This is a genomic window from Pseudomonas californiensis (assembly GCF_021147775.1).
GTDB lineage: Bacteria > Pseudomonadota > Gammaproteobacteria > Pseudomonadales > Pseudomonadaceae > Aquipseudomonas > Aquipseudomonas californiensis.
Genome location: NZ_JAGTPK010000005.1, coordinates 13767 through 35486 on the forward strand (window position 1 = coordinate 13767; position 21720 = coordinate 35486).

Genomic DNA, 21720 nt, shown 5'->3' on the forward strand with positions numbered 1-21720 from the left:
GAGCGTTCGTCGTCGCAAAACAACCGTACGTCCCGCTGTAGATTTTCCAGCGGCGTTGCTGCCTTATAGTCGTAACGTCTAGGAGACACTCAATGCGTCATATAGCCAAGGGATTCAGCCTCATCGAATTGTTAGTCACTGTGTCCGTTGTGGGCATCCTGGCTGCTATTGCCATTCCCAACTTCTCCAGTTCAATCCAGGGCAGTAAAGCCGACACTGAAGTCAATGATTTGCAGCGGGCGCTCAACTATGCGCGTCTTGAGGCGATAAACAGGGGAGTGACGGTACGTATTGCGCCCACCACCGGCACTGCGTGGAACACCGAGTTGCAGGTGTATCGGGCGTCCGACACCGCTACGCCGCCCACTGTGTTTCGCCGGGTGGCCGCCATGAGCAGTGGCGGCACACTGGTCGCAGCCAACGTCGCGGCAATCGATTTCAATAATCTGGGCGGGCTCGCCAATCCGACCGCAGCGGTGACGATGACTTACACCCGAGGCTCGATAAACAAGACCATGAATATCTGCCTGACCGGTCGAATTGTCCTCGGTGGGAGCTGCGATGTCGTCCAATAACGCCCGTTACCGCCAGACCGGCCTGACCTTGATCGAGGTGCTGGTTTCGGTGCTGATCCTTGCCATCGGCCTGTTGGGAGCGGCTGCGATTCAGCTCAACGCCCTCAAATACACCGACAGTGCGACGATGACCAGCCAGGCCAGCTTTATTGCCTACGACATGATGGATCGCATCCGGGCGAACGTGGACGGCAACTCAGCCGCCAATGGCTCGCAAAATGTGCTGGCCACTTATGCGCTGCCGAATCTGGCTGCCGCTCCTGCGGCCAATCTGAACAATGCCCGAGAACAGGACCTTGCTGATTTCTCCGCAAATATCACCAGTTTTGCAGGCGCGACCGGCACGGGCGTTATTGACGTCAGTAACGCGCCTGCGGTGACGATTACCATCACCTGGACTGACACGCGCGCCGCCGCTGCCAGTAGCGCGGCACTTGCCGGCACGTTTGCCAACCAGACGGTGCAGACCTTGACCGTCACCTCTCGAATCGGGGTCAACCCATGAAAAAGCATTCAAGAGGATTTGGCCTGATTGAGGTAATGGTGGCACTGGTGCTGGGGCTGGTAGTCAGCCTGGGTATCCTGCAGATTTTCACGGCGTCCAGAGCCACTTATCAAAGCCAGAACGCCTCGGCGCGCATGCAGGAAGACGCACGTTTCATACTGAGCAAGCTGACGCAGGAAGTCAGGATGACCGGTATGTACGGCTGCCTCAATTTCAATGGCTATACGCCCACGTCGCCCGCGATCCCTCGGCCTGTTGTGTTTGATAACCCTATCCTCTGGGACAACGCCAACAGGACGCTGACGCTGGTGACAGCCGATATTGGCACTGCCGGAAGTGCGCCAACCTGGACCATCGTCTCCGATTGTCGAACGGTCACTCAGATTTATACAGGGCAAGTGGCGCCCGGGACGGGGCAAACTGCTTTTCCGCTTCGGCAACTGGTTTACACCCTTACAGGCACAAATTTGACCATCAGGTATGGCGCCACAGGCGCGGTACAGCCGCTTCTGCAAAATGTCACGGCGTTTAACGTCGACTTCGGAGTCGTCGGTAACCCGATGACCTATACCACTGCCATTACGGCCGCCAACTCTGCCGATATACGCAGTGTCCGCATCCGCATGACATTGCAGGATGGCGAAGGCGGCAAGGTACGGAATCAGCCATACAGCGTCGTCGCCTATTTGCGTAACCGCTTTTGAACGGGCCAGGCATGATGAAAAACCCACGACTTGATTCGATGCGGGCGCCACCTGCTGGCCAGCGCGGCATGGTGCTGCTCGTCAGTCTCGTCTTTTTATTACTGCTGACGCTTCTGGGGATCTCTTCCATGCAGAACGCTACCTTGCAGGAAAAGATGGCGGGCAGCGTGACGGTTCGTAATCAATCATTTCAGCTTGCCGAGTCCGTCTTGCGTCTGGGCGAAACTTCGATCAGGACGGGCTTTGTGCTGGCTGCATGCACCACACCCGCCAGTTGCGCTCCGCCCGCTGAATCCACAACCGTGATAAATGCTGGTAATGGGGCCTCAGGTGTTGTGTGGGTGGCAGCAGGCGGAGGGCTATATGCGATTCAAAACCTGGGGACGACGGCTGCGCCTATAAAGCCGGCCGGTACCTGTAATTCCGGCATTGTCACGATGTATCGAGTGACGGCTGTAGCTAATCAGAGCGGACCATCGCGAACAGTGCTGGAGAGTATTTATGCCGGTTGCTAATGTGTTTCGCCAAGGTTTGAAGTACGTCTACGGCCTGTTGCTGGCCCTTTATCTGGCCAGTCCTGTCTACGCGTTTACTCCGGCGCAGGGGCCATTATTGAGTGCGCCGGCTGTGCCGCCCAACGTGATGTTGCTCGTGGACAATTCAGGCAGCATGTACAACATCATCTGGGCATCCGGATTTGATCCGTCGGTCAATCGTCCGGATATCAGTTACTTCTCCACTCAATGCTTCAATGGCTTTTTTACCGTTGTCTGTCCCTTCGCTAGCACCATTTCGGGCGATGACACCTTGTCGGTAGGTGATATCAATGCCTCGGGTGTCATACTCGGGCTCTCTCTGTCGTGTCTGCTGGGCGGTCGTCCGATTTTTCGCAACGGCCAGAAATATTGTGTCGTCCTGCCCGATCCTGCCGGAAACGGGCTGACACGCTATACCGCAGACTATCTCTCGTATCTGATCGATCTGGTCACCCCTGGCCTGCTTGATCTGGGGGTCCGCAACTATAATGGTGTGATCCCTAACGATTTCCGCATGAACGTAGCCAAGACAGTGGCAACCAATCTGGTCTCTAACAACCTCTCGCTCAGAATCGGGCTGGCGACGTTCAATGATCCCAACAATTCTGATCCGGGACCCGGCGGCAAGATATCCAGAGTCGTCGCAGATCTTTCTCAAGTGCCGGGGACTACATATCTGCCCGCCGGAGTCACGCAGCAGCAGGCCACTAACAATGTCACTGCCCTTAAACAGGCGATTGCTGCGCTGACGCCCTCAGCCAACACGCCGCTGGCAGAGACCTATTACGAGATCACCCGTTATTTCCGTGGTATGCCGCCTTATTATCAAGGCGGAGCTAACTACGTCAGCCCGATCCAGTACCGTTGCCAGAAAAATTACGGCGTAGTGGTCACTGACGGTCTGCCGACCTACGACCGTACGTTTCCGACCAACGACCCTGACGATGTTCTGGACACGACTCGCTCCCTGCCCAACTGGGATTTGAATGCTGCCAACGATGGCGACAATCCAACCGGTGATGGCGAGGGCGACCGACTTTATCTGGATGATCTGGCCAAGTTTGCCTACGACATTGACCTGCGCCGGGACGCAGTAGCGCCAGGCGGCGATTTGACCGGGAAAAGTTGGGACACCGCCGGCTTTCCCAAGCAGAACCTGAGTACCTACACGGTGGGTTTCACGGCCTCGAACCAGATGCTGATCGATACGGCTGACAATTCTCATGGTCGTGGAAAATATTTTCAGGCCAATGACAGTTCCGGCCTCAGCTCTGCATTAAACCTCGCATTGAGCGATATCTACGCCAAGGCAGGGTCAGGCGGTGGCGGGGCGGCGAACTCTGCAAGTCTGCAGACAGGAACCCGTTTCTTTCAGACGCTTTATGATCCATCGGATTGGCACGGCACGGTCAAGGCTTTTGAACTGGACGCAATCACCGGTGATGTCGGCGCGATTGCCTGGAACACCGATACCACGATCGCTGCCGGTTCGACCACGCCAACCTTTGAAACCTGGAATACCCTTTCGTCCGCTAAGGTTCTTCTTGATTTCACTGCTCTGTCCCCCGCTCAGCAGACTGCAGTAACCAGCACGCTTCCCTCTGGCGTAAATGGCACTCAAATGATTGCGTGGGCCAAAGGGACTGCAAATGCTGCGTTACGAACCCGCACACGACTGCTCGGGGATTTGATCAACACCAATCTGGTTGTCACTAACGCTACAGAGAAGACCTCGACCAACTTTGGTGCCAGCACGTCCTACTCGGATTATCTGGTGAACAAGGCCGCGAACCTGACCGCCAATGTCCTGGTGAACGCCAACGACGGTTTTTTCAACGTCATCAACTCTGCCAACGGTAAGCGTACCTATGCCTACATGCCTTCGACTGCCTTGACCTCGTTGGCTACCGTGTCTTCACCGACTTACGGTTCAAGCGCGCATAAATTTACGGTGGACGGGCAAATATCAGTCTTTGATACCCAGGCCAATAGCGGCGCTGCATGGCGTACTCTTGCTGTGAGCGGCCTGGGTGCAGGCGGTAAAGCGTTTTTCGCCATCCAGCTGTTTCAAGGCACCACTAACAATGTGAGTGCACTTTGGGAAGTGAAGGCTCCTGACACTGCTGATACTAATAACAAGTTCAACAATCTGGGTTACAGCTATTCGAAGCCTGAAGCTGCCCGTATGAATGACGGCACCGGGATAGTGGTGGTTGGCAATGGCTACGGGAGTTTCACTGGTCGGGCGTCTCTGTTCGTATTGGACGCCAGTACAGGTGCCGTTATCGCCGAAATACCGACGCCGGTGATTGGGAATGAAACCGACAATGGCTTGTCCTCCGTCAAACTGCGGGTCAATGCACAAAACGTGGTGCAGGCCGCTTATGCAGGCGACTTGAAAGGCCGCATGTGGAAGTTTGATTTGAGCTCTACCGCGTCAAGCGGCTGGAAGGTGGCGTTCAATGGCGCGCCATTGTTCACGGCGGCAACGGGCGCGAGCCAGCCCATCACGGCTCAGCCGTTGATTCTGGATCATCCTCAGAACGGAAAGATAATCTACTTCGGCACCGGGAAATTTCTTGAGGTCACAGATAAACAGACTACCGGCCCGCAGGGTTTTTATGCCATCTGGGATGCTGACGGTGGCGTGGGTAATATCGTCGAAGGCAACCTGCAACAACAAACGATAGGGCCTGCTGTCACGGGATCCGGGGCGACGTACTTCACGTCATCCACCAACAAGGTGGATTGGACTACGCAAAAGGGATGGTACCTGCGGCTGCCTTCGGTTACCCCGTACTCAGGGGAGCGGATAATTTATCCTGCACAAACCATAAGAGGGCGAATCGCATTTACTACCGCAGCCGTCAATTCCGCTGACCCTTGTGAAAGTCTGGGTACAGGACGGCTTTTTGAGCTGGATACGGCAACAGGCGGCATGCTGGCCTATCGCTTTTTGGACACTACGGGGGATGGGTCTATTACTGACAGCGATGCTCTCGTTTCCGGCATGAGCTTTGGCGCAGGTATTCCGAGCCTGTCGTCTGTCGTCTCTTCGAGCGGTGTACTGTCCACTTTGGTGATCGACAGCTCTGGCAATCCTCCTACTGCGCTTAAAGAGCCCAACTCGGCACCTTCTTTCAGGCGCATCATGTGGCGACAAATCCAATAGGGAGATAATCATGCGAGCAACCTCCAAAGGCTTTACGTTGATCGAACTCATGATCGTCGTTGCGATTGTCGGTATTCTGGCGGCAATTGCGTACCCCAGTTACACCGAGTACGTGAAGCGCACCCACCGTGCCGAGATCGCTAGCCTGTTGTCCGAGCAGACCCAGGCCCTTGAACGGTTTTATTCGCGTGGTGCTGCAGGGTCAACGGCGGGTACTTACGTTGGCGCTCCAGGCTTGAGTGGAGGCAATACCTATTACGTAATAACCTCCACGTTGAACGCCAACGACTTCACGTTGACGGCGGCACCCCAGGCTGGCGCGATGATGAACGGCGACAAATGCGGCAGTTTCGTCATCGACAACACGGGCCAGCGCACCAATACCGGTACATCTGCAGGGGTGACCGCCAAGGATTGCTGGGGCCGCTAAACACTTTTTCTGACGTAGAGACCGAAATGCCCAAGCAACAGGTAGTGATCGTCGGTGGTGGTGTTATCGGTTTGCTGACAGCGTTCAATCTGGCGTCTGCACAGTTAAACGTCGTACTGCTGGACCGCTCCGGCGTCGGTCTGGAATCTTCATGGGCGGGCGGCGGGATCGTTTCGCCGCTGTATCCATGGCGCTACAGCCCCGCTGTCACTGCGTTGTCGCACTGGTCGCAGAACTTCTATCCGCACCTTGCTCAACGCCTTTTCGCGCAGACCGGGCTGGACCCGGAAGTCCACACCACCGGCCTGTACTGGCTGGATCTCGACGACGAGCAGGACGCACTTGACTGGGCAGTGCGGGAAAATCGGCCGTTGAGCAGCGTCGATATCTGCGCCGTGCACGATGCAGTGCCCGTGCTGGGTGCAGGGTATTCACGCGCCATCCACATGGCTGACGTGGCCAATGTGCGTAACCCGAGGCTGGTCAAGTCACTCAAGGCGGCCTTGCTCGCGCTGCCCAATGTCGAGATTCGTGAGCAGTGCGAGGTCAGCGGCTTCGTGCGTGAAGGTGATCGCGTGCTGGGCGTCAGCACTCCATCCGGCAACGTAATAGGTGACCGTGTGATCCTGGCCGCTGGCGCCTGGAGCGGTGAACTGCTCAGAACGCTGGGGCTCGACTTGCCGGTCGAGCCGGTCAAGGGGCAGATGATTCTCTACAAGTGTGCCTCTGACTTTCTACCCTGTATGGTACTGGCGAAGGGGCGATATGCGATCCCGCGTCGCGATGGTCATATCTTGATCGGCAGTACGCTGGAGCACGAAGGCTTCGACAAGACGCCAACCGATGTCGCGCTGGCTAGCCTCAAGGCTTCAGCCATCGAACTGATTCCCGAACTGGCAAATGCCGAACCCATTGCCCAGTGGGCGGGCCTGCGTCCCGGCTCGCCTGAAGGTATTCCCTTCATCGGGCCGGTCGCTGGTTTTGAGGGGTTGTGGCTCAACTGCGGGCATTACCGCAATGGTCTGGTACTGGCACCTGCCTCGTGCCAGTTGATCACCGACTTGCTGCTGGAGTGTGCGCCGATCATTGACCCTGCGCCGTATGCGCCTGCGGGGCGTGTGGCGCCGCTGGTTCTGGTCTGATCTTGAACCATATTGCGTACATGGCTGGCAAAAACACCAGGGTCATGACGGTGCCGGCGAAGGTGCCGCCGATCAAGGTGTAAGCAAGGGTGCCCCAGAACACTGAATGGGTGAGCGGTATGAATGCCAGAATCGCCGCCATTGCGGTCAGTATCACCGGTCGAGCCCGCTGCACCGTAGCTTCGACCACCGCCTGAAACGGAGCCAGCCCTTCCTGTTCGTTATGGTGTATCTGCCCGATCAGAATCAGCGTGTTGCGCATCAGAATGCCGGACAGCGCGATAAGCCCTACCAGCGCATTGATGCCGAACGGTTGCTGAAAGAGGATCAGCGTAGGCACCACGCCGATCAGGCCCAGCGGGCTGGTCAGAAACACCATGACCATGGCGGAGATCGAGCGAACCTGCAAAATGATAATGATCAGCGTCATCGCCAGCATGATTGGAAACAGCGGCAGCATTGCCGCCATAGCCTTGCCTGACTCTTCGATCGAGCCCGCTTGTACGATACCGTAGCCGCTCGGCAGTTTTGCCATGATCGGCTCCAACTGCTGGCTGATCGCTGTGGAGACATCCGGCGGTTGCAGCCCGTCGGCGATATCACCACGCACGGTGATGGTCGGCATGCGGTCACGTCGGCGCATGATCGGCTCCTCCATGCGCACCTCGACCGTTCCGACCTGCGACAGCGGAATGCGCTGGCCGTCAGCGCCAGCCAGCGTGAAGTCCATGACTCTGGCCGGATCGAAGCGGATATCACCGGCCGAGCGCGCCACAACCTGCACCGTGCGAATGTCCTCACGCACAGCCGTCACTGGCAGGCCACTCAACAGAAACTGCAACTGCTGGGCGACGTCACTCGATGTCAGGCCCAAGGCCTGAATCCGGTCCTGTTGCAACGTGAAATGCAGTGTCGGCGTGCGCGTGCCCCAGTCGGTGTTGACCGTACGCATCATGGGGCTGGCTGTCATGACCTGCTCCACTTCCGCAGCAATGCTGCGAAGCGTGGCCGGGTCCTGCCCAGTGACGCGATAAGCAACCGGGAAGGGTGAGTAAGGGCCGAATACCAGTTGCGTAACCCTCACTCGAGCCTCGGAGGCCAGACCGTCGGCGATGGCCTGACGCAAACGATGTTTGAGTGTTTCTCGCTGTTCCTGGCTGTCAGTGCGGACGACGATTTTGGCAAATGACGGGTCGGGCAACTCCGGGCTTATCGCCATGTAAAAGCGCGGCGCACCCTGGCCAACATAAGCGGTGACGATTTTGGCTTCTTCCTGCCCCGCCAGCCATGCCTCCACTTTGGCGGCTGCAGCGCTGGTCTGAGCGATTGACGTGCCATAGGGCAGTTGTACTTCGACCAGCACTTCGGGGCGATCGGACACAGGAAAGAACTGCTTCTTCACCATGCCCATGCCGAGCACCGCCAGAACAAACAGCCCGGTGACCGACCCTGCCACCAGCCATTTGCGCTCGATGACACTGCCCAGCAACCGACGAAAGCGGTTATAGCGGGGCGTGTCGTAGAGTGCCTCGTGACCGCCTTCGACCTGTTTGACCTCAGGCAGCAGCTTGACGCCCAGATACGGAGTAAACACCACCGCGACGATCCATGAAGCGATCAGCGCGATGCCGACGATCCAGAACATGTTGCTGGTGTATTTACCCGCCGTAGAGCGTGCGAAACCGTTGGGCATGAAGCCGACCGCGGTCACCAGCGTACCCGAAAGCATGGGCGCGGCCGTGTGGCTCCAGGCATAGGCAGACGCGGCAATCCGGTCGTAGCCTTCCTCCATTTTTACCACCATCATTTCGATGGCGATGATGGCGTCATCCACCAGCAGGCCCAGTGCCAGAATCAGCGAACCCAGGGTGATGCGGTCAAAGTTCTTGCCGGTCATGGCCATGATCACGAACACCATCGCCAGCGTCAGTGGCACAGCGGCCGCAACCACCACGCCAACGCGCCAGCCCATGCTCATGAAGCACACCAGCATCACCACCAGCAGGGCGACGAAGAACTTGATCATGAACTCATCGACGGATGAGCTGATATTGACGGACTGATCGGTGACCTTGCTCAGGCTCATGCCCAGCGGTAGCTCGGCGTTTATCGCACCCACTTCACTGTCCAGCGACGCGCCCAGATCAAGACCGTTCCAGCCATCGCGCATCACAATGCCCAGCAGCAATGCGGGTTCGCCGCCGCTGCGAATCATAAAGGTCGAGGGGTCTTCGTATCCGCGCTTGACGGTGGCGATGTCGGACAGTTTCAACGTGCGACCCTGGGCAATAACGGGCGTGTCACGAATCTTCTGCAACTCGTCGAACGCGCCGTCCAGGCGCAGGAACACCTGTGGTCCGCGGGTTTCAACGGAGCCAGCTGGCGTCAGTGCGTTCTGGTTATTGAGTGCGGCGAATACGGTTTGCGGGCTGATGCCCAGTGTCGCCAGGCGCTCATGAGAAAACTCGACATAGATACGCTCGGGCTGCTCACCCACAATGTTGACCTTCTTGACGCCCTGCACGTGCAGCAGTCGCTGACGCAGCTTTTCCGCGTCGCGCACCAGTAAGCGCTGTGGTTCGCCCTTGGCCTTGAGTGCGAACAGAGCGAAGGTGACGTCAGAATACTCGTCGTTGACCATCGGTCCGATCACGCCAGACGGCAGTGTCATGGCCTCGTCACTGATCTTCTTGCGTGCCTGGTAGAACTCGTCTGGCACTTGCGACGGCGGTGTGCTGTCGAGCAGTGTCAGGGCAGTAAAGGCCAGGCCCGGCCGGGTGTAGGTTTCGGTGCGCTCATACCAGCGCAATTCCTGCATGCGCTTCTCGATTTTCTCGGCAACCTGATCCTGCATTTCCTGAGCTGTTGCCCCTGGCCAGACCGTCACTATGGTCATCACCTTGACCGTGAAGGCTGGGTCTTCCGCGCGGCCCAGTTTGAAACGCAATGAGTCCAGCCAGCGAAATCAGGCAGATGAGAAACAGGGTAACCGAGCGCTCACGTACAGCCAGAGCGGACAGATTGAAGGGTCGCTCGCTCATGGACTGACTCCCGCTGCCGCTGCAACGGCACTTTGGTCTGCGACGCGCACGGGCTGCCCCTCACGTAACAGGTGCGCGCCGAGCGAGACGATGCGGTCGCCTTGCTTGAGCTGAGCGGTGATGCGCGCATGCTCGTCATCCAGCTGCTGCACCACGACGGGTGTCCATTTGACCTGCCTGGGTTCGCCTTGAACGACCCAGACGCCAGGGCCGTTGCCCGCGTCGTACAGAGCGCCGATCGGTACCTGCAAGCCGTTTTCGGGCGCTGTGTTCGCACTTGCGATCTGCAATGTGATGGTCGTGCCCAGTGGCGCACTGGCCATTGCGCCCTCCAGGACATATCGCGCTTCAAACGTGCGTGTCTGGCGGTCGGCGACATCCGACAGCTGTCGCAGTTGGCTGGGCGCGCTGATTCCCTGCTGACCGTAAAGCGTGGCCTGGGCCAATGAGCCGATTGCCGGCCGCAGGCTTTCCGGTAACTGGATGACCGCTTCGCGTGGACCGGCATGCGCGATACGCACCACCACCTGTCCCGCGCTGACGACCTGACCGGGCTCTGCCAGGGTGTCCATGACAATACCGTCCGCGTCGGCTACCAGGGCCGCGTAGCGGGTCGCATTGACGGCGACTTCGGCTTGAGCCTCTGCCGAACTGAGCTGGGCCTTGGCAGTGTCTGCTGCAACCTTGATCTGGTCGTAGGTGGATGCCGAAATCGCGCCGCTGCCGCGCAGATTTCTGTACCGGGCTTCTTCATCGGCTGTTTGCCGTGCCTGCGCTCGCGCTGCGGAAACCATCTGGCGTTGTGCTTGCGCAGCGAGATTCAGATCGGCAGGGTCGATACGCATTAGCGGCTGGCCGCGTCTGACGGTCTGCCCGGTATCGACGAATCGCTCCAGCACTTTCCCGGAAACGCGAAAGCCGAGGTCGCTCTGCACGCGAGCCGCGACGGTGCCTGTGAAGGTTCTGGGCGCAAGCGTTGCCACTGCTACAGCAGCCGTGCGCACCAGCGGAGCTTGAGTGCGTGGATCGGTTTGAGGTTTTTCACCGCAGGCAATCAGCGCAAACGGCAGTGCGCAGAGAAGGGCGGGCAAAGCGAGGCGGCGCTGGAGCATGGGAGTCCCATAAACGCAGTGAACGAGACCCGCACTTTGATTCTAGTGACCAATTTAGTCAATAGTCACTTTCGATTGATTTACGGCGAGAGACTGCGCAGTACCAGGCTGGATAGCAGGTTTGGCCCCTTTTCGGTGTAATCGAAGCTGTGCTGCAACAGCAGTGGATTGACGAAAGGGCGGATGACCAGATAGATCGCCATCACGGCTTCGTCGAGTGGTGTCTTGCGTTCGAAGTCCCCCGCGTTACGGCCCTCCTGCAGAATGTCCTGCAGCAATGCGCGGATGCGACTGTCGTAATCAAGCGTCGCTTGCCAGCGTTCGGTCGCTGCCGACGTGGCGATCTCGTAAAGCCTGCGGTCCTGGGAAAACAGCTGGACGCTGGCCTCGACGATGCTCTGGAAGAGTCTGCGCAGCTTTTCAGGAGGGTGATCCGCTTCCAGGACCGCGGCTCTGATTTGCGCCTCCATACCGCTCAGGCAATTGGCGCAGATCATCTCGCCGATGGCCTGCTTGGACTCGAAAAACTTGTAGATGTAGGCCTTGGAGAAACCAATGGCCTTGGCCAGATCGGAGACGGTCGTTTTGCCGTAGCCGTATTGGCTGAAGTGTTCCGTGGCTGCGATCACGATCTGTTGGCGCACTTCGTGATCGACGGGGCCACGGGCCGGGGTTGAATTACTGTCTGTTTTACTCATGGTTCGCAGCTTACTGTCATTCTTGAATGTGGACAATGAGTGACTTTATGGTTATTTGGTCACGATTACGCAGGTATCTGTCGTAGTGTTTGCGCGAGGCTTACTCCAGCCCCAGCTTTTTCAAACGGTAGCGCATGGATCGGAACGACAGGCCCAGCCGATCCGCAGCCGCCGTGCGGTTCCAGCGGGTTTCTTCAAGGGCCTGCAGGATCAGCTTGCGCTCGATTTTTTCCAGGTAATCTTCGAGGTTATCGATGTTCGCCAGGTTATGGCCGTCGCTCTCCTGCGCAGCCGCAGACTCGGCCAGGCGCAGATCTCCCGCATGAATCTCGTCGTTCTCGCACAGCGTGTACGCGCGCTCCAGCATGTTTTCCAGCTCGCGCACGTTGCCGGGGAAACGATAGCTTTTAAGCGTATCCAGCGCCTGGTCATGCAGGCGGGCCAAGGGTTGCCCGCTGTTGGCCGCCAGCCGTTTGAGGACGCTGGCCGCCAACTGGTCGATGTCCTCGCGGCGCTCGCGCAGAGAGGGCACACGCAGCTCGATCACGTTCAGGCGGTAGTACAAATCCTGACGGAAGCGTCCGGCGGCGACTTCCACACTGAGGTCCTTGTGCGTCGCGCACAGGATACGTACGTCAACCACCTGTTCCTGCTGGCCTCCCACGCTGCGCACGGATTTCTCCTGAATGGCGCGCAGCAGCTTTACCTGCATGTTCAGCGGCAGGTCGGCCACTTCGTCGAGAAACAGCGTGCCGTTGTTTGCGGCATGAAAAAGACCGGGTTTGTCTTCGTGGGCGCCAGTGAAGCTGCCTTTGCGGTGGCCAAAAAATTCACTTTCCATCAGTTCAGACGGGATCGCGCCGCAGTTGACCGGAATGAAGGGTTTTTCAATGCGCGGGCCCTGTTCATGAATGAGCCTTGCCACCAGCTCCTTGCCACTGCCCGACTCGCCGCTGATGTAAATCGGCGCCTGACTGCGGGCGAGTTTGCCGATCTGGTTACGCAGCGTGCGCATCGGTGGCGAATCGCCAAGCAGGCGGCTGTCGATACTGCGCACCGGCTGAACACCGAGATTGAGTCGCAACGCGCTGTTGACCAGTTCGCGCAGCCTGCCGAGGTCCACCGGTTTGGTCAGAAAGTCGAACGCGCCTGCCTTTAAAGCGTGAATAGCCGTATCCAGGCTGCCATGCGCGGTGATCATGGCCACCGGAACATGCGGGTGACTGTGCTGGATATGCTGCACCAGCTCCAGCCCGTTGCCGTCTGGCAGGCGCATGTCGGTCAGGCACAGGTCGAAGGTTTCTCGAGCAAGCCAGTCATGGGCTTCGGTGACATTGCGGGCGCTGCGGGTGTCGAGCTTCATTCGTCCCAGAGTGATCTCCAGGAGTTCGCGAATGTCCGGCTCATCGTCGACGATCAGGATCTTTTGCCGTGAGGTCATGTTCAACTCGGTTTGAACGGGTGGGCGAAGGTAATCCGCAGACAACTGCCGCCGCCTTCCCGAAGAGTGTAATCCAGTCGCGCCTGATTGCTTTCGCACAGCTCCCGCGAGAGATAAAGCCCAAGGCCCGTACCTTTGCTTTCGGTCGTGAAAAACGGCTCGAAGAGCCGCGTCAGATGCGCCTCGCTGACGCCAGGGCCATCGTCCAGCACTTCCAGCGTCGGCAGATCGTTTTTCAAATGGTGATAGAGCTTGAGCCAGACCTGAGCCGAGGCATTCACTCTGCCGCTGTAGCGCAAGCCGTTCTGCACCAGATTGGTCATGATCTGAGTGAGTTGTTCCGGGTCCATGTGGGTGGTCAGCGTTCCCGCAACGACCTCCATGTGGACCGTCTGGCTCGGCGGCGCAGAACTGCGCCAGTCCGTTACAAAGCGCTCCAGCCATGCGTTGAGATCCAGTAATTCAGGCTCGGCTTCGCGCGTGCGCGACAGTTGCAGGACGTTTTCGATGACCAGATTGATGCGCCGCGACTGGTCCTGAATGATTTGCCCCAGACGACGATCCGGCGCGGTGAGCTCTTCGGATTCGTTGAGCAACTGCGCCGCATGGCTGACTGCACCCAGTGGGTTGCGTATTTCGTGGGCAATGCCGGCGGTCAGGCGGCCGAGGGCCGCGAGCTTCAATTGTTGAGCCTGCTGGGCAACCTGCGACAGGTCCTCCAGAAAGATCAGCGTCTGGCGCTGGTCGCCACGGTTGAGAGCGGCAAAACTCGGTTGCAGCTCGGGCCCGAGCAGGGAAGTGGTAATGCTTTGCGGCAGCCTGATCGGGTTGATCAACCAGTGGCGCAGGCGAGCCACGAGTTGGGGCGAATAGTCATCAATGACACGGCCGACGAGGTCGTCGTGCCCCAACAGGTTCAGCGCCCCCTGATTGGCCAGCAATACTTGACGCCGGGCGTCGAGCACCAGAATGCCGGTCCGCATCCGTTGCAGGATCAGCGCATTCAGCTCTTCAAGGTTATCGACATCGGCGGCGCGCTGTTCCGCGAGTACTTCGCTGACCTGCATGCGTGCGGTCAACGCTTGCACCAGCAGCGCGGCGGCAAAGCACAGGGCGCCCAATGAGCCAGCCTGCACGTAGTCATTGGAAACTGCCGGGGTACTGAAGCTGATGTAGAACGTCAGGTAAATGATGCCGATGGCTGACACGGCTGCGATCAGCAGCCCGATACGGCCGCGCAGCAGCACGTTGCTGATTGCCACCGAGGCAATCAGCAGGTTGCCGATCCCGCTCGACGGGCCGCCTGCTGCGTAAAACAGGCCCGACAGCATGAAGGCGTCGGTCATTGCGAGGGTGAACAGCTGGCCTTGGCGGCTGGGGCGTTCCAGCAGGACCACGACCAGAATGTTGAATACCAGATACAACCAGCATCCCGAGCGAAACAGGTTCGGGTTGGCCAGTTGCAGAAGTTCGGTATCCAGACTGCTGGAAATCAACAGGACCAGCACTACGCCGATGGTCAGCCGATAAAGATGGTACAGCCGCAGAATCCGTTGCGCCTGTGGGCTACCTAGAGAAAGAGTCTCAGCGGTCACGTGCCGCTGGGCCTTCTAGCCTGTGCGCCTCGCTGCAGTACCACTGAGGTTCCTGGTTGATGGCGCGATCACGCGGAAGGTGAACGCCGCAATGCGCGCAACGCACCATGGGTGCGGCGACGTTCTCGGGCGGCTGGGCACGGGACGGTTTCGGAGGGTTGAGCAGGCGCTTGACGAACCAGATCACCGCCGCGATCAACGCGGCCCACATTAATAAGCGAACCATGACTACCAGCTTAATGAGTTGAGATTGCGCAGTGTAGCCAAGCTGCAGGCGCGGTGACAGCGACAAATCTACGTCTACGGCAGGGTACGAAGGATTTTTTTGTGACGGGACTGGTGCAGGTTTGACTGAGTTTTTTCGGCACATAAAAAAAGAGGCCCGAAGGCCTCTTTTTGGTCACGCATGTATCAGTCGAACAGACCCAGTGTCATGTAGCTGAACCAGGAGCGGCTTTTGGTGCCGTTCGCTTCAGCTTCTTTCTCGGCCTGCTCATCCAGCTCTGCCTGGTTTTCTGGCAGCAACTCTTTCGGGATCGAGTCCTTGGCGTCCTGATACTGCTTCTTGATGTCCTGATCGGCACGGGTCTGGCCCGGTGGCAATGGAGCGCTGCCGCTGATCATGCCCAGTGTCGCCTTCGACAGCCACGAACGGTTGTCGGCCTCGGCCTCACGCGGAGTGAACTCGCCGTTGGCAAGCTGTGGATGGTTCGGGTAGTTGGTTTTCAGCACTTCAAGGCTGGTCGCTGCCAGATCGTCCAGGTGCAGACGCTGATAGGACTCGACCATTACCGCCAGGCCGTCACCGACCGAAGGCGTTTCCTGGAAGTTTTCCACCACATAGCGGCCGCGGTTGGCGGCGGCGACATAGGCCTGACGGGTCAGGTAGTAGTCGGCTACGTGAATTTCATACGAGGCCAGCAGGTTACGCAGGTAGATCATGCGTTGCTTGGCATCGGGTGAATAACGGCTGTTCGGGAAGCGGCTGGTCAACTGGGCGAACTCGTTGAATGAGTCGCGAGCGGCACCCGGGTCGCGCTTGGTCTGGTCCAGCGGCAGGAAGCGCGCCAGCAGGCCAACGTCCTGGTCGAAGGAGGTCAGACCCTTCATGTAATAGGCGTAATCGACGTTCGGGTGCTGCGGATGCAGGCGGATGAAACGCTCGGCAGCGGATTTTGCCGCTTCGGGTTCACCGTTCTTGTAGTTCGAGTAAATCAACTCGAGCTGGGCCTGATCGGCATAGCGACCGAACGGATAGCGGGATTCCAGCGCCTTGAGCTTCTCAGTGGCGCTGTTATAGCTGTTATTGCCCAGGTCGGCCTGCGCCTGCTGGTACAGCTCGACTTCGCTGAGGTTTTCGTCGATGACTTCCTTCGACGAACAGGCCGCAGTCAATGCGAGGATGGCGATCAGCAGCAGGTGTTTCACTTGCATGGCGGCTTGCGTCCCTATAACGGCCTGCTGTCTTGGGCGGGGCCGTCCTGTTATGATGAGCGCCCCGCGATACCAGCGGGACAAAAGACGCCGTATTTAACCACAAGCGCGCTGCCGAAACCAAAGGCTAGCCGCCACCTAGTCTGGTCATGTCCGAAAATATAGAACTCCGCGCAGAGGTGCCGTCCGAATTGGGTGGTCAACGCCTCGATCAAGTCGCCGCACAATTATTCGCTGAGCACTCGCGCTCGCGCCTTTCCGCCTGGATCAAGGACGGTCGCCTGACTGTGGACGGTGGCGTTCTGCGCCCACGTGACATCGTGCATGGCGGCGCTGTTCTCGAGCTGATTGCCGAGCAGGAGGCCCAGGGTGAATGGCTTGCTCAGGACATCGAGCTCGACATCATCTATGAAGACGATCAGATCCTCGTCATCAACAAGCCTGCCGGTCTGGTGGTGCACCCGGCTGCGGGTCACGCTGATGGCACGCTGCTCAATGCATTGCTGCACCACGTGCCGGACATCATCAATGTCCCGCGCGCTGGCATCGTGCATCGTCTCGACAAGGACACCACTGGTCTGATGGTGGTCGCCAAGACGATCCAGGCACAGACGCAACTGGTCACTCAGCTGCAAAGCCGCAGTGTCAGCCGCATCTATGAGTGCATCGTGATTGGTGTGGTAACGGCCGGTGGCAAGATTGACGCCCCGATTGGCCGTCATGGCCAGCAACGCCAGCGCATGGCGGTGATGGAAGGCGGCAAGCAGGCGGTGAGTCATTACCGCGTGCTGGAACGCTTCCGTTCGCATACCCATGTGCGGGTCAAGCTGGAAACCGGCCGCACCCACCAGATTCGCGTGCACATGGCGCACATCAACTATCCGCTGGTCGGCGATCCGGCCTACGGTGGTCGTTTCCGCATCCCGCCTGCTGCGAGTCTGACCATGGTCGACTCCCTCAAGACATTCCCGCGTCAGGCGTTGCACGCTCGCTTCCTCGAGCTGGATCACCCGATCACCGGTAAGCGCATGAGCTGGGAATCGCCACTGCCGGACGACTTCGTCTGGTTGCTGTCGCTGCTCAAGCAGGACCGCGAGGCGTTCATCGGGTGAATGACTGGCTGATTCCTGACTGGCCAGCGCCAGCGCAGATCAAGTCCTGTGTCACCACCCGCTCGGGCGGGGTCAGTCTGGCCCCGTTCGACAGCCTCAATCTGGGCGATCATGTGGGTGACAGCCCGCAGGCCGTGGCCAGCAATCGTCTGCAACTGACCTCAAGACTTCACATACAGCCTGCCTGGCTGAGTCAGGTGCACGGTGTGGCGGTTGCTCACGCCGATCCATCCCGTGTTATCGAAGCGGATGCCAGCTGGACAGACGTTGCTGGCCTGGCATGCACGATCATGACCGCCGATTGCCTGCCTGCGCTGTTTTGTCGTCGTGACGGCACGAGGGTCGCGGCCGCCCATGCGGGTTGGCGGGGTCTGGCGGCTGGCGTGCTGGAGGCGACTGCCGACAGTCTGCAGGTTGCGCCGGCCGAAGTGCTGGTCTGGCTCGGTCCGGCAATCGGCCAGCCCTCGTTCGAGGTAGGGCCGGAAGTCCGCGAAGCTTTCATGGCCAGTCATCCCGAAACAGCCGAGGCGTTTGTCGCCAGCGTGAACGCCGGGCGTTACATGGCTGACATCTATGCGCTTGCCCGTACAAGGCTGGCGGACCATGGCATCACCGCCGTTTATGGTGGCGGGCTGGATACATTCACTGACCCTCGCTTCTTTTCCTATCGCCGCAGCGCCCGCACGGGTCGCTTCGCGTCCTTGATCTGGATTGATCGCACCTGATCAAACGCTCATTTGCGCAAGCCAGCTAGTCTTGCCTGACATGAGGGTGATCTGCATCAACTGACTCAGTCTTGAAACACGCAGAATCGTCCGCATTTAACAGGCAATCCAGCAGGTTTTCTTTATAGGTGTGTTCATTGCTCCGGCCTGCTTCAAAGGAAGGTGACTCATGCGTATCGATAGATTGACCAGCAAATTACAGTTAGCGTTATCCGATTCTCAATCTCTGGCGGTGGGCCTCGATCATCCCGCCATCGAGCCTGCGCACCTGATGCAGGCATTGCTTGAGCAGCAGGGTGGTTCGATCAAGCCGCTGTTGCTGCAAGTGGGCTTTGACATCAACAGCCTGCGCAAAGAGTTGAGCAAAGAGCTCGACCAGTTGCCAAAAATCCAGAACCCGACCGGCGACGTCAACATGTCGCAGGACCTGGCGCGTCTGCTCAATCAGGCAGACCGCCTGGCGCAGCAGAAGGGCGATCAGTTCATTTCCAGCGAGCTGGTATTGCTCGCAGCAATGGACGAGAGCAGCAAGCTCGGCAAATTGCTGCTGGGGCAGGGCGTCAGCAAGAAGGCGTTGGAAAATGCCATCAATAATTTGCGTGGCGGTGGGGCAGTAAACGACCCCAACGTCGAAGAGTCGCGCCAGGCACTGGACAAGTACACGGTCGACCTGACCAAGCGTGCCGAGGAAGGCAAGCTGGACCCAGTGATCGGCCGCGATGACGAGATTCGCCGCACCATTCAGGTATTGCAACGCCGCACCAAGAACAACCCGGTTCTGATCGGTGAGCCGGGTGTGGGCAAGACCGCGATTGCTGAAGGGCTCGCGCAGCGCATCATCAATGGCGAAGTGCCGGATGGCCTGCGTGGCAAGCGTTTGCTGTCGCTGGACATGGGCGCGCTGATTGCGGGCGCCAAATACCGTGGTGAGTTCGAAGAGCGCTTGAAGTCGTTGCTCAACGAGCTGTCCAAGCAGGAAGGTCAGATCATCCTGTTTATCGATGAGCTGCACACCATGGTCGGCGCCGGCAAGGGCGAAGGCTCCATGGACGCGGGCAACATGCTCAAGCCAGCGCTGGCGCGTGGCGAGCTGCACTGTGTGGGTGCCACAACGCTCAATGAGTACCGTCAATATATAGAGAAGGACGCGGCGCTTGAGCGACGCTTCCAGAAAGTGCTGGTGGACGAGCCCAGTGAGGAAGACACCATTGCGATTCTGCGTGGCCTCAAAGAGCGCTATGAGGTTCACCACAAGGTGGCGATCACCGACGGGGCGATCATTGCCGCAGCCAAGCTGAGCCACCGCTATATCACCGATCGTCAGTTGCCGGACAAGGCCATCGATCTGATCGACGAGGCAGCCAGCCGGATCCGCATGGAAATCGATTCCAAGCCGGAAGTGCTCGACCGTCTTGAGCGACGCCTGATTCAGCTCAAGGTTGAATCCCAGGCCCTGAAGAAAGAAAAAGACGAAGCAGCGATCAAGCGTCTCGAGAAACTGCAGGATGAAATCCAGCGGCTTGAACTGGAATACGCGGACCTCGAAGAAGTCTGGACCTCCGAGAAGGCCGAGGTCACAGGTTCTGCACAAATCCAGCAGAAGATCGAGCAGTCTCGTCAAGAGCTGGAGGCCGCACGCCGTCGTGGCGATCTGAATCGCATGGCTGAGCTGCAATACGGGATCATCCCAGACCTGGAGCGCAGCCTGCAAATGGTCGACCAGCATGGCAAGCCTGAGAATCAGTTGCTGCGCAGCAAGGTCACTGAGGAAGAAATTGCCGAAGTGGTTTCCAAGTGGACCGGGATTCCTGTGTCCAAAATGCTTGAAGGTGAGCGCGAGAAGCTGCTCAAGATGGAAACCCTGCTGCACAACCGCGTGATTGGTCAGGAAGAGGCTGTGGTTGCGGTATCCAACGCAGTTCGTCGCTCGCGTGCCGGGTTGTCCGACCCAAATCGTCCGAGCGGTTCGTTCATGTTTCTCGGCCCTACCGGTGTGGGCAAGACCGAGCTGTGCAAGGCGCTGGCCGAGTTCCTGTTCGACACTGAAGAGGCAATGGTGCGGATCGACATGTCCGAGTTCATGGAGAAACATTCCGTGGCTCGCCTGATCGGTGCGCCGCCAGGTTATGTCGGCTACGAAGAAGGTGGTTACCTGACCGAGGCTGTGCGTCGCAAGCCGTATTCGGTGATCCTGTTGGATGAGGTCGAGAAAGCGCATTCGGATGTCTTTAACATCCTCCTGCAAGTGCTCGAAGACGGACGCCTGACAGACAGCCATGGCCGGACGGTGGATTTCCGCAATACCGTTATCGTAATGACCTCAAACCTGGGCTCTGCGCAGATTCAGGAGCTGGTCGGTGACCGAGAGGCGCAACGCGCTGCGGTAATGGATGCCGTCAGCTCGCACTTCCGTCCCGAGTTCATCAACCGGATCGATGAGGTGGTGATTTTCGAACCGTTGGCTCGCGATCAGATCGCCGGCATTACCGATATCCAGCTGGACCGTCTGCGCAAGCGGCTCTCCGAGCGCGATCTGAGCTTGACGCTGAGCCCGGAGGCATTGGACAAGCTGATCGCGGTGGGCTACGACCCGGTGTATGGCGCGCGGCCGTTGAAGCGTGCCATCCAGCGCTGGATCGAAAACCCGCTCGCGCAATTGATCCTGTCAGGAGGCTTCGTGCCGGGTACCGGCATCACCGGCAACGTGGTGGACGACGAGATCGTTTTCGTCTGACCGCCTCGCAGGTTGCTATATAGAGGGCTCTCAGGACGAGAGCCCCTTTGACTGTCAGCGTTTGAGTCTGCAAAATCAGGCTCAAATGACCTTCTGAAAAAAAATCGCAAATCATTGTCTTAAAAAGCAATTTAGAGGGTTGACAGGTGTTTTTAAAATTGTAGAATAGCGCGCCTCAGAGACGTGAACGCAACGATACAAACGAAGCGCAAAGGTCGATGAGATTGAAATCAACGAGTTAACAGCGAAGTGATTTCAAGGCTACAAGTGGTAACGTTGAATCTGAAATGATAGTTCCGCGATAGCTCAGTTGGTAGAGCAAGTGACTGTTAATCACTGGGTCCCTGGTTCGAGTCCAGGTCGTGGAGCCAGATTTCACAGCTTCAATGCAGTTTCAATCGGGGTATAGCGCAGTCCGGTAGCGCGCCTGCTTTGGGAGCAGGATGTCAGGAGTTCGAATCCCCTTACCCCGACCATATTTGGGTCGTTAGCTCAGTTGGTAGAGCAGTTGGCTTTTAACCAATTGGTCGTAGGTTCGAATCCCACACGACCCACCATTTTTAGCCAGTTTGTATCTGGTTGGATCTTAGGGAGTGATGCCAAAAGCATCACCCAAGTAAAAAGCGCCTCTTCGGAGGTGCTTTTTAGCATCATCGGGGTATAGCGCAGTCCGGTAGCGCGCCTGCTTTGGGAGCAGGATGTCAGGAGTTCGAATCCCCTTACCCCGACCATTTTCGCCCAGCTGTATCAGGGTAGAAAATCCA

General features: G+C 58.3%; 16 protein-coding genes, 4 tRNA genes and 1 pseudogene. 14 read left to right on the forward strand and 7 right to left on the reverse strand.

From position 1 onward, the window contains the following. The first annotated feature begins 92 nt into the window (after positions 1-92). From KDX37_RS06325 to thiO, 7 genes are read left to right on the forward strand one after another with little or no spacing between them, the layout of a single operon-like run. On the forward strand, positions 93-575 hold the full coding sequence (locus KDX37_RS06325; protein WP_231651828.1) for a GspH/FimT family pseudopilin: 483 nt from the start codon (positions 93-95) through the stop codon (positions 573-575). Next, positions 562-1080 carry a type IV pilus modification protein PilV gene (gene pilV / locus KDX37_RS06330; protein WP_231651829.1) on the forward strand — a complete coding sequence of 173 codons (519 nt, stop codon included), beginning with the start codon at positions 562-564 and terminating at the stop codon, positions 1078-1080. Before KDX37_RS06325 ends, pilV begins: the two co-directional genes overlap by 14 nt. Beyond that, complete coding sequence (locus KDX37_RS06335; protein WP_231651830.1) at positions 1077-1784, forward strand: PilW family protein; 708 nt, start codon at positions 1077-1079, stop codon at positions 1782-1784. Before pilV ends, KDX37_RS06335 begins: the two co-directional genes overlap by 4 nt. A gap of 11 nt (positions 1785-1795) precedes the next feature. Continuing rightward, on the forward strand, positions 1796-2299 hold the full coding sequence (locus KDX37_RS06340; RefSeq protein WP_231651831.1) for a pilus assembly PilX family protein: 504 nt from the start codon (positions 1796-1798) through the stop codon (positions 2297-2299). Further along, positions 2286-5492, forward strand: coding sequence for a pilus assembly protein (locus KDX37_RS06345; RefSeq protein ID WP_231651832.1), 3207 nt, complete (start codon positions 2286-2288; stop codon positions 5490-5492). The genes KDX37_RS06340 and KDX37_RS06345 overlap by 14 nt, the downstream gene beginning before the upstream one ends. Positions 5493-5502: 10 nt before the next feature. Further along, the gene (locus tag KDX37_RS06350; protein WP_231651833.1) at positions 5503-5922 is read left to right on the forward strand and encodes a type IV pilin protein; all 420 of its coding nucleotides are present in this window, start codon (positions 5503-5505) and stop codon (positions 5920-5922) included. 26 nt (positions 5923-5948) lie between these two features. Then, complete coding sequence (thiO, locus tag KDX37_RS06355; protein WP_231651834.1) at positions 5949-7064, forward strand: glycine oxidase ThiO; 1116 nt, start codon at positions 5949-5951, stop codon at positions 7062-7064. Here the strand turns inward: thiO and KDX37_RS06360 are convergent. From KDX37_RS06360 to KDX37_RS06390, 7 genes and pseudogenes are all read right to left on the reverse strand, one after another. Beyond that, a pseudogene (locus KDX37_RS06360) lies at positions 7006-10105 on the reverse strand (efflux RND transporter permease subunit). The gene thiO and the pseudogene KDX37_RS06360 sit on opposite strands and share 59 nt — an antisense overlap. Continuing rightward, complete coding sequence (locus KDX37_RS06365) at positions 10102-11217, reverse strand: efflux RND transporter periplasmic adaptor subunit (protein WP_231651835.1); 1116 nt, start codon at positions 11215-11217, stop codon at positions 10102-10104. The pseudogene KDX37_RS06360 and the gene KDX37_RS06365 overlap by 4 nt, the downstream one beginning before the upstream one ends. 80 nt (positions 11218-11297) lie before the next feature. Next, entirely contained in the window at positions 11298-11915 is a 618-nt protein-coding gene (locus KDX37_RS06370; protein ID WP_231651836.1) for a TetR/AcrR family transcriptional regulator, read from the reverse strand. 100 nt (positions 11916-12015) lie between these two features. Further along, a complete protein-coding gene (locus KDX37_RS06375; RefSeq protein ID WP_231651837.1) occupies positions 12016-13356 on the reverse strand; it encodes a sigma-54-dependent transcriptional regulator in 1341 nt (446 codons plus the stop codon). Between the two features lie 2 nt (positions 13357-13358). Beyond that, positions 13359-14951, reverse strand: coding sequence for a sensor histidine kinase (locus tag KDX37_RS06380; RefSeq protein ID WP_231651838.1), 1593 nt, complete (start codon positions 14949-14951; stop codon positions 13359-13361). Then, on the reverse strand, positions 14941-15177 hold the full coding sequence (locus KDX37_RS06385) for a PP0621 family protein (RefSeq protein WP_264759168.1): 237 nt from the start codon (positions 15175-15177) through the stop codon (positions 14941-14943). The genes KDX37_RS06380 and KDX37_RS06385 overlap by 11 nt, the downstream gene beginning before the upstream one ends. Before the next feature lie 185 nt (positions 15178-15362). Beyond that, entirely contained in the window at positions 15363-16385 is a 1023-nt protein-coding gene (locus tag KDX37_RS06390) for an outer membrane protein assembly factor BamD (protein ID WP_231651840.1), read from the reverse strand. A 149-nt stretch (positions 16386-16534) separates the two neighbouring features. Between KDX37_RS06390 and rluD the strand changes: the two genes are divergently transcribed. The 7 genes from rluD to KDX37_RS06425 all read left to right on the forward strand — a co-directional run bounded on the left by rluD (position 16535) and on the right by KDX37_RS06425 (position 21687). Further along, positions 16535-17497, forward strand: coding sequence for a 23S rRNA pseudouridine(1911/1915/1917) synthase RluD (rluD, locus tag KDX37_RS06395; RefSeq protein ID WP_231651841.1), 963 nt, complete (start codon positions 16535-16537; stop codon positions 17495-17497). Beyond that, the gene (gene pgeF, locus KDX37_RS06400; RefSeq protein WP_231651842.1) at positions 17494-18222 is read left to right on the forward strand and encodes a peptidoglycan editing factor PgeF; all 729 of its coding nucleotides are present in this window, start codon (positions 17494-17496) and stop codon (positions 18220-18222) included. The genes rluD and pgeF overlap by 4 nt, the downstream gene beginning before the upstream one ends. A 169-nt stretch (positions 18223-18391) precedes the next feature. After that, positions 18392-20956 carry an ATP-dependent chaperone ClpB gene (gene clpB / locus KDX37_RS06405; protein ID WP_231651843.1) on the forward strand — a complete coding sequence of 855 codons (2565 nt, stop codon included), beginning with the start codon at positions 18392-18394 and terminating at the stop codon, positions 20954-20956. Between the two features lie 295 nt (positions 20957-21251). After that, positions 21252-21327, forward strand: a tRNA-Asn gene (locus KDX37_RS06410). A 28-nt stretch (positions 21328-21355) separates the two neighbouring features. Continuing rightward, positions 21356-21432 (forward strand) — tRNA-Pro (locus KDX37_RS06415). A 5-nt stretch (positions 21433-21437) separates the two neighbouring features. After that, positions 21438-21513, forward strand: a tRNA-Lys gene (locus KDX37_RS06420). 97 nt (positions 21514-21610) lie between these two features. Then, positions 21611-21687, forward strand: a tRNA-Pro gene (locus tag KDX37_RS06425). Positions 21688-21720: the final 33 nt, after the last annotated feature.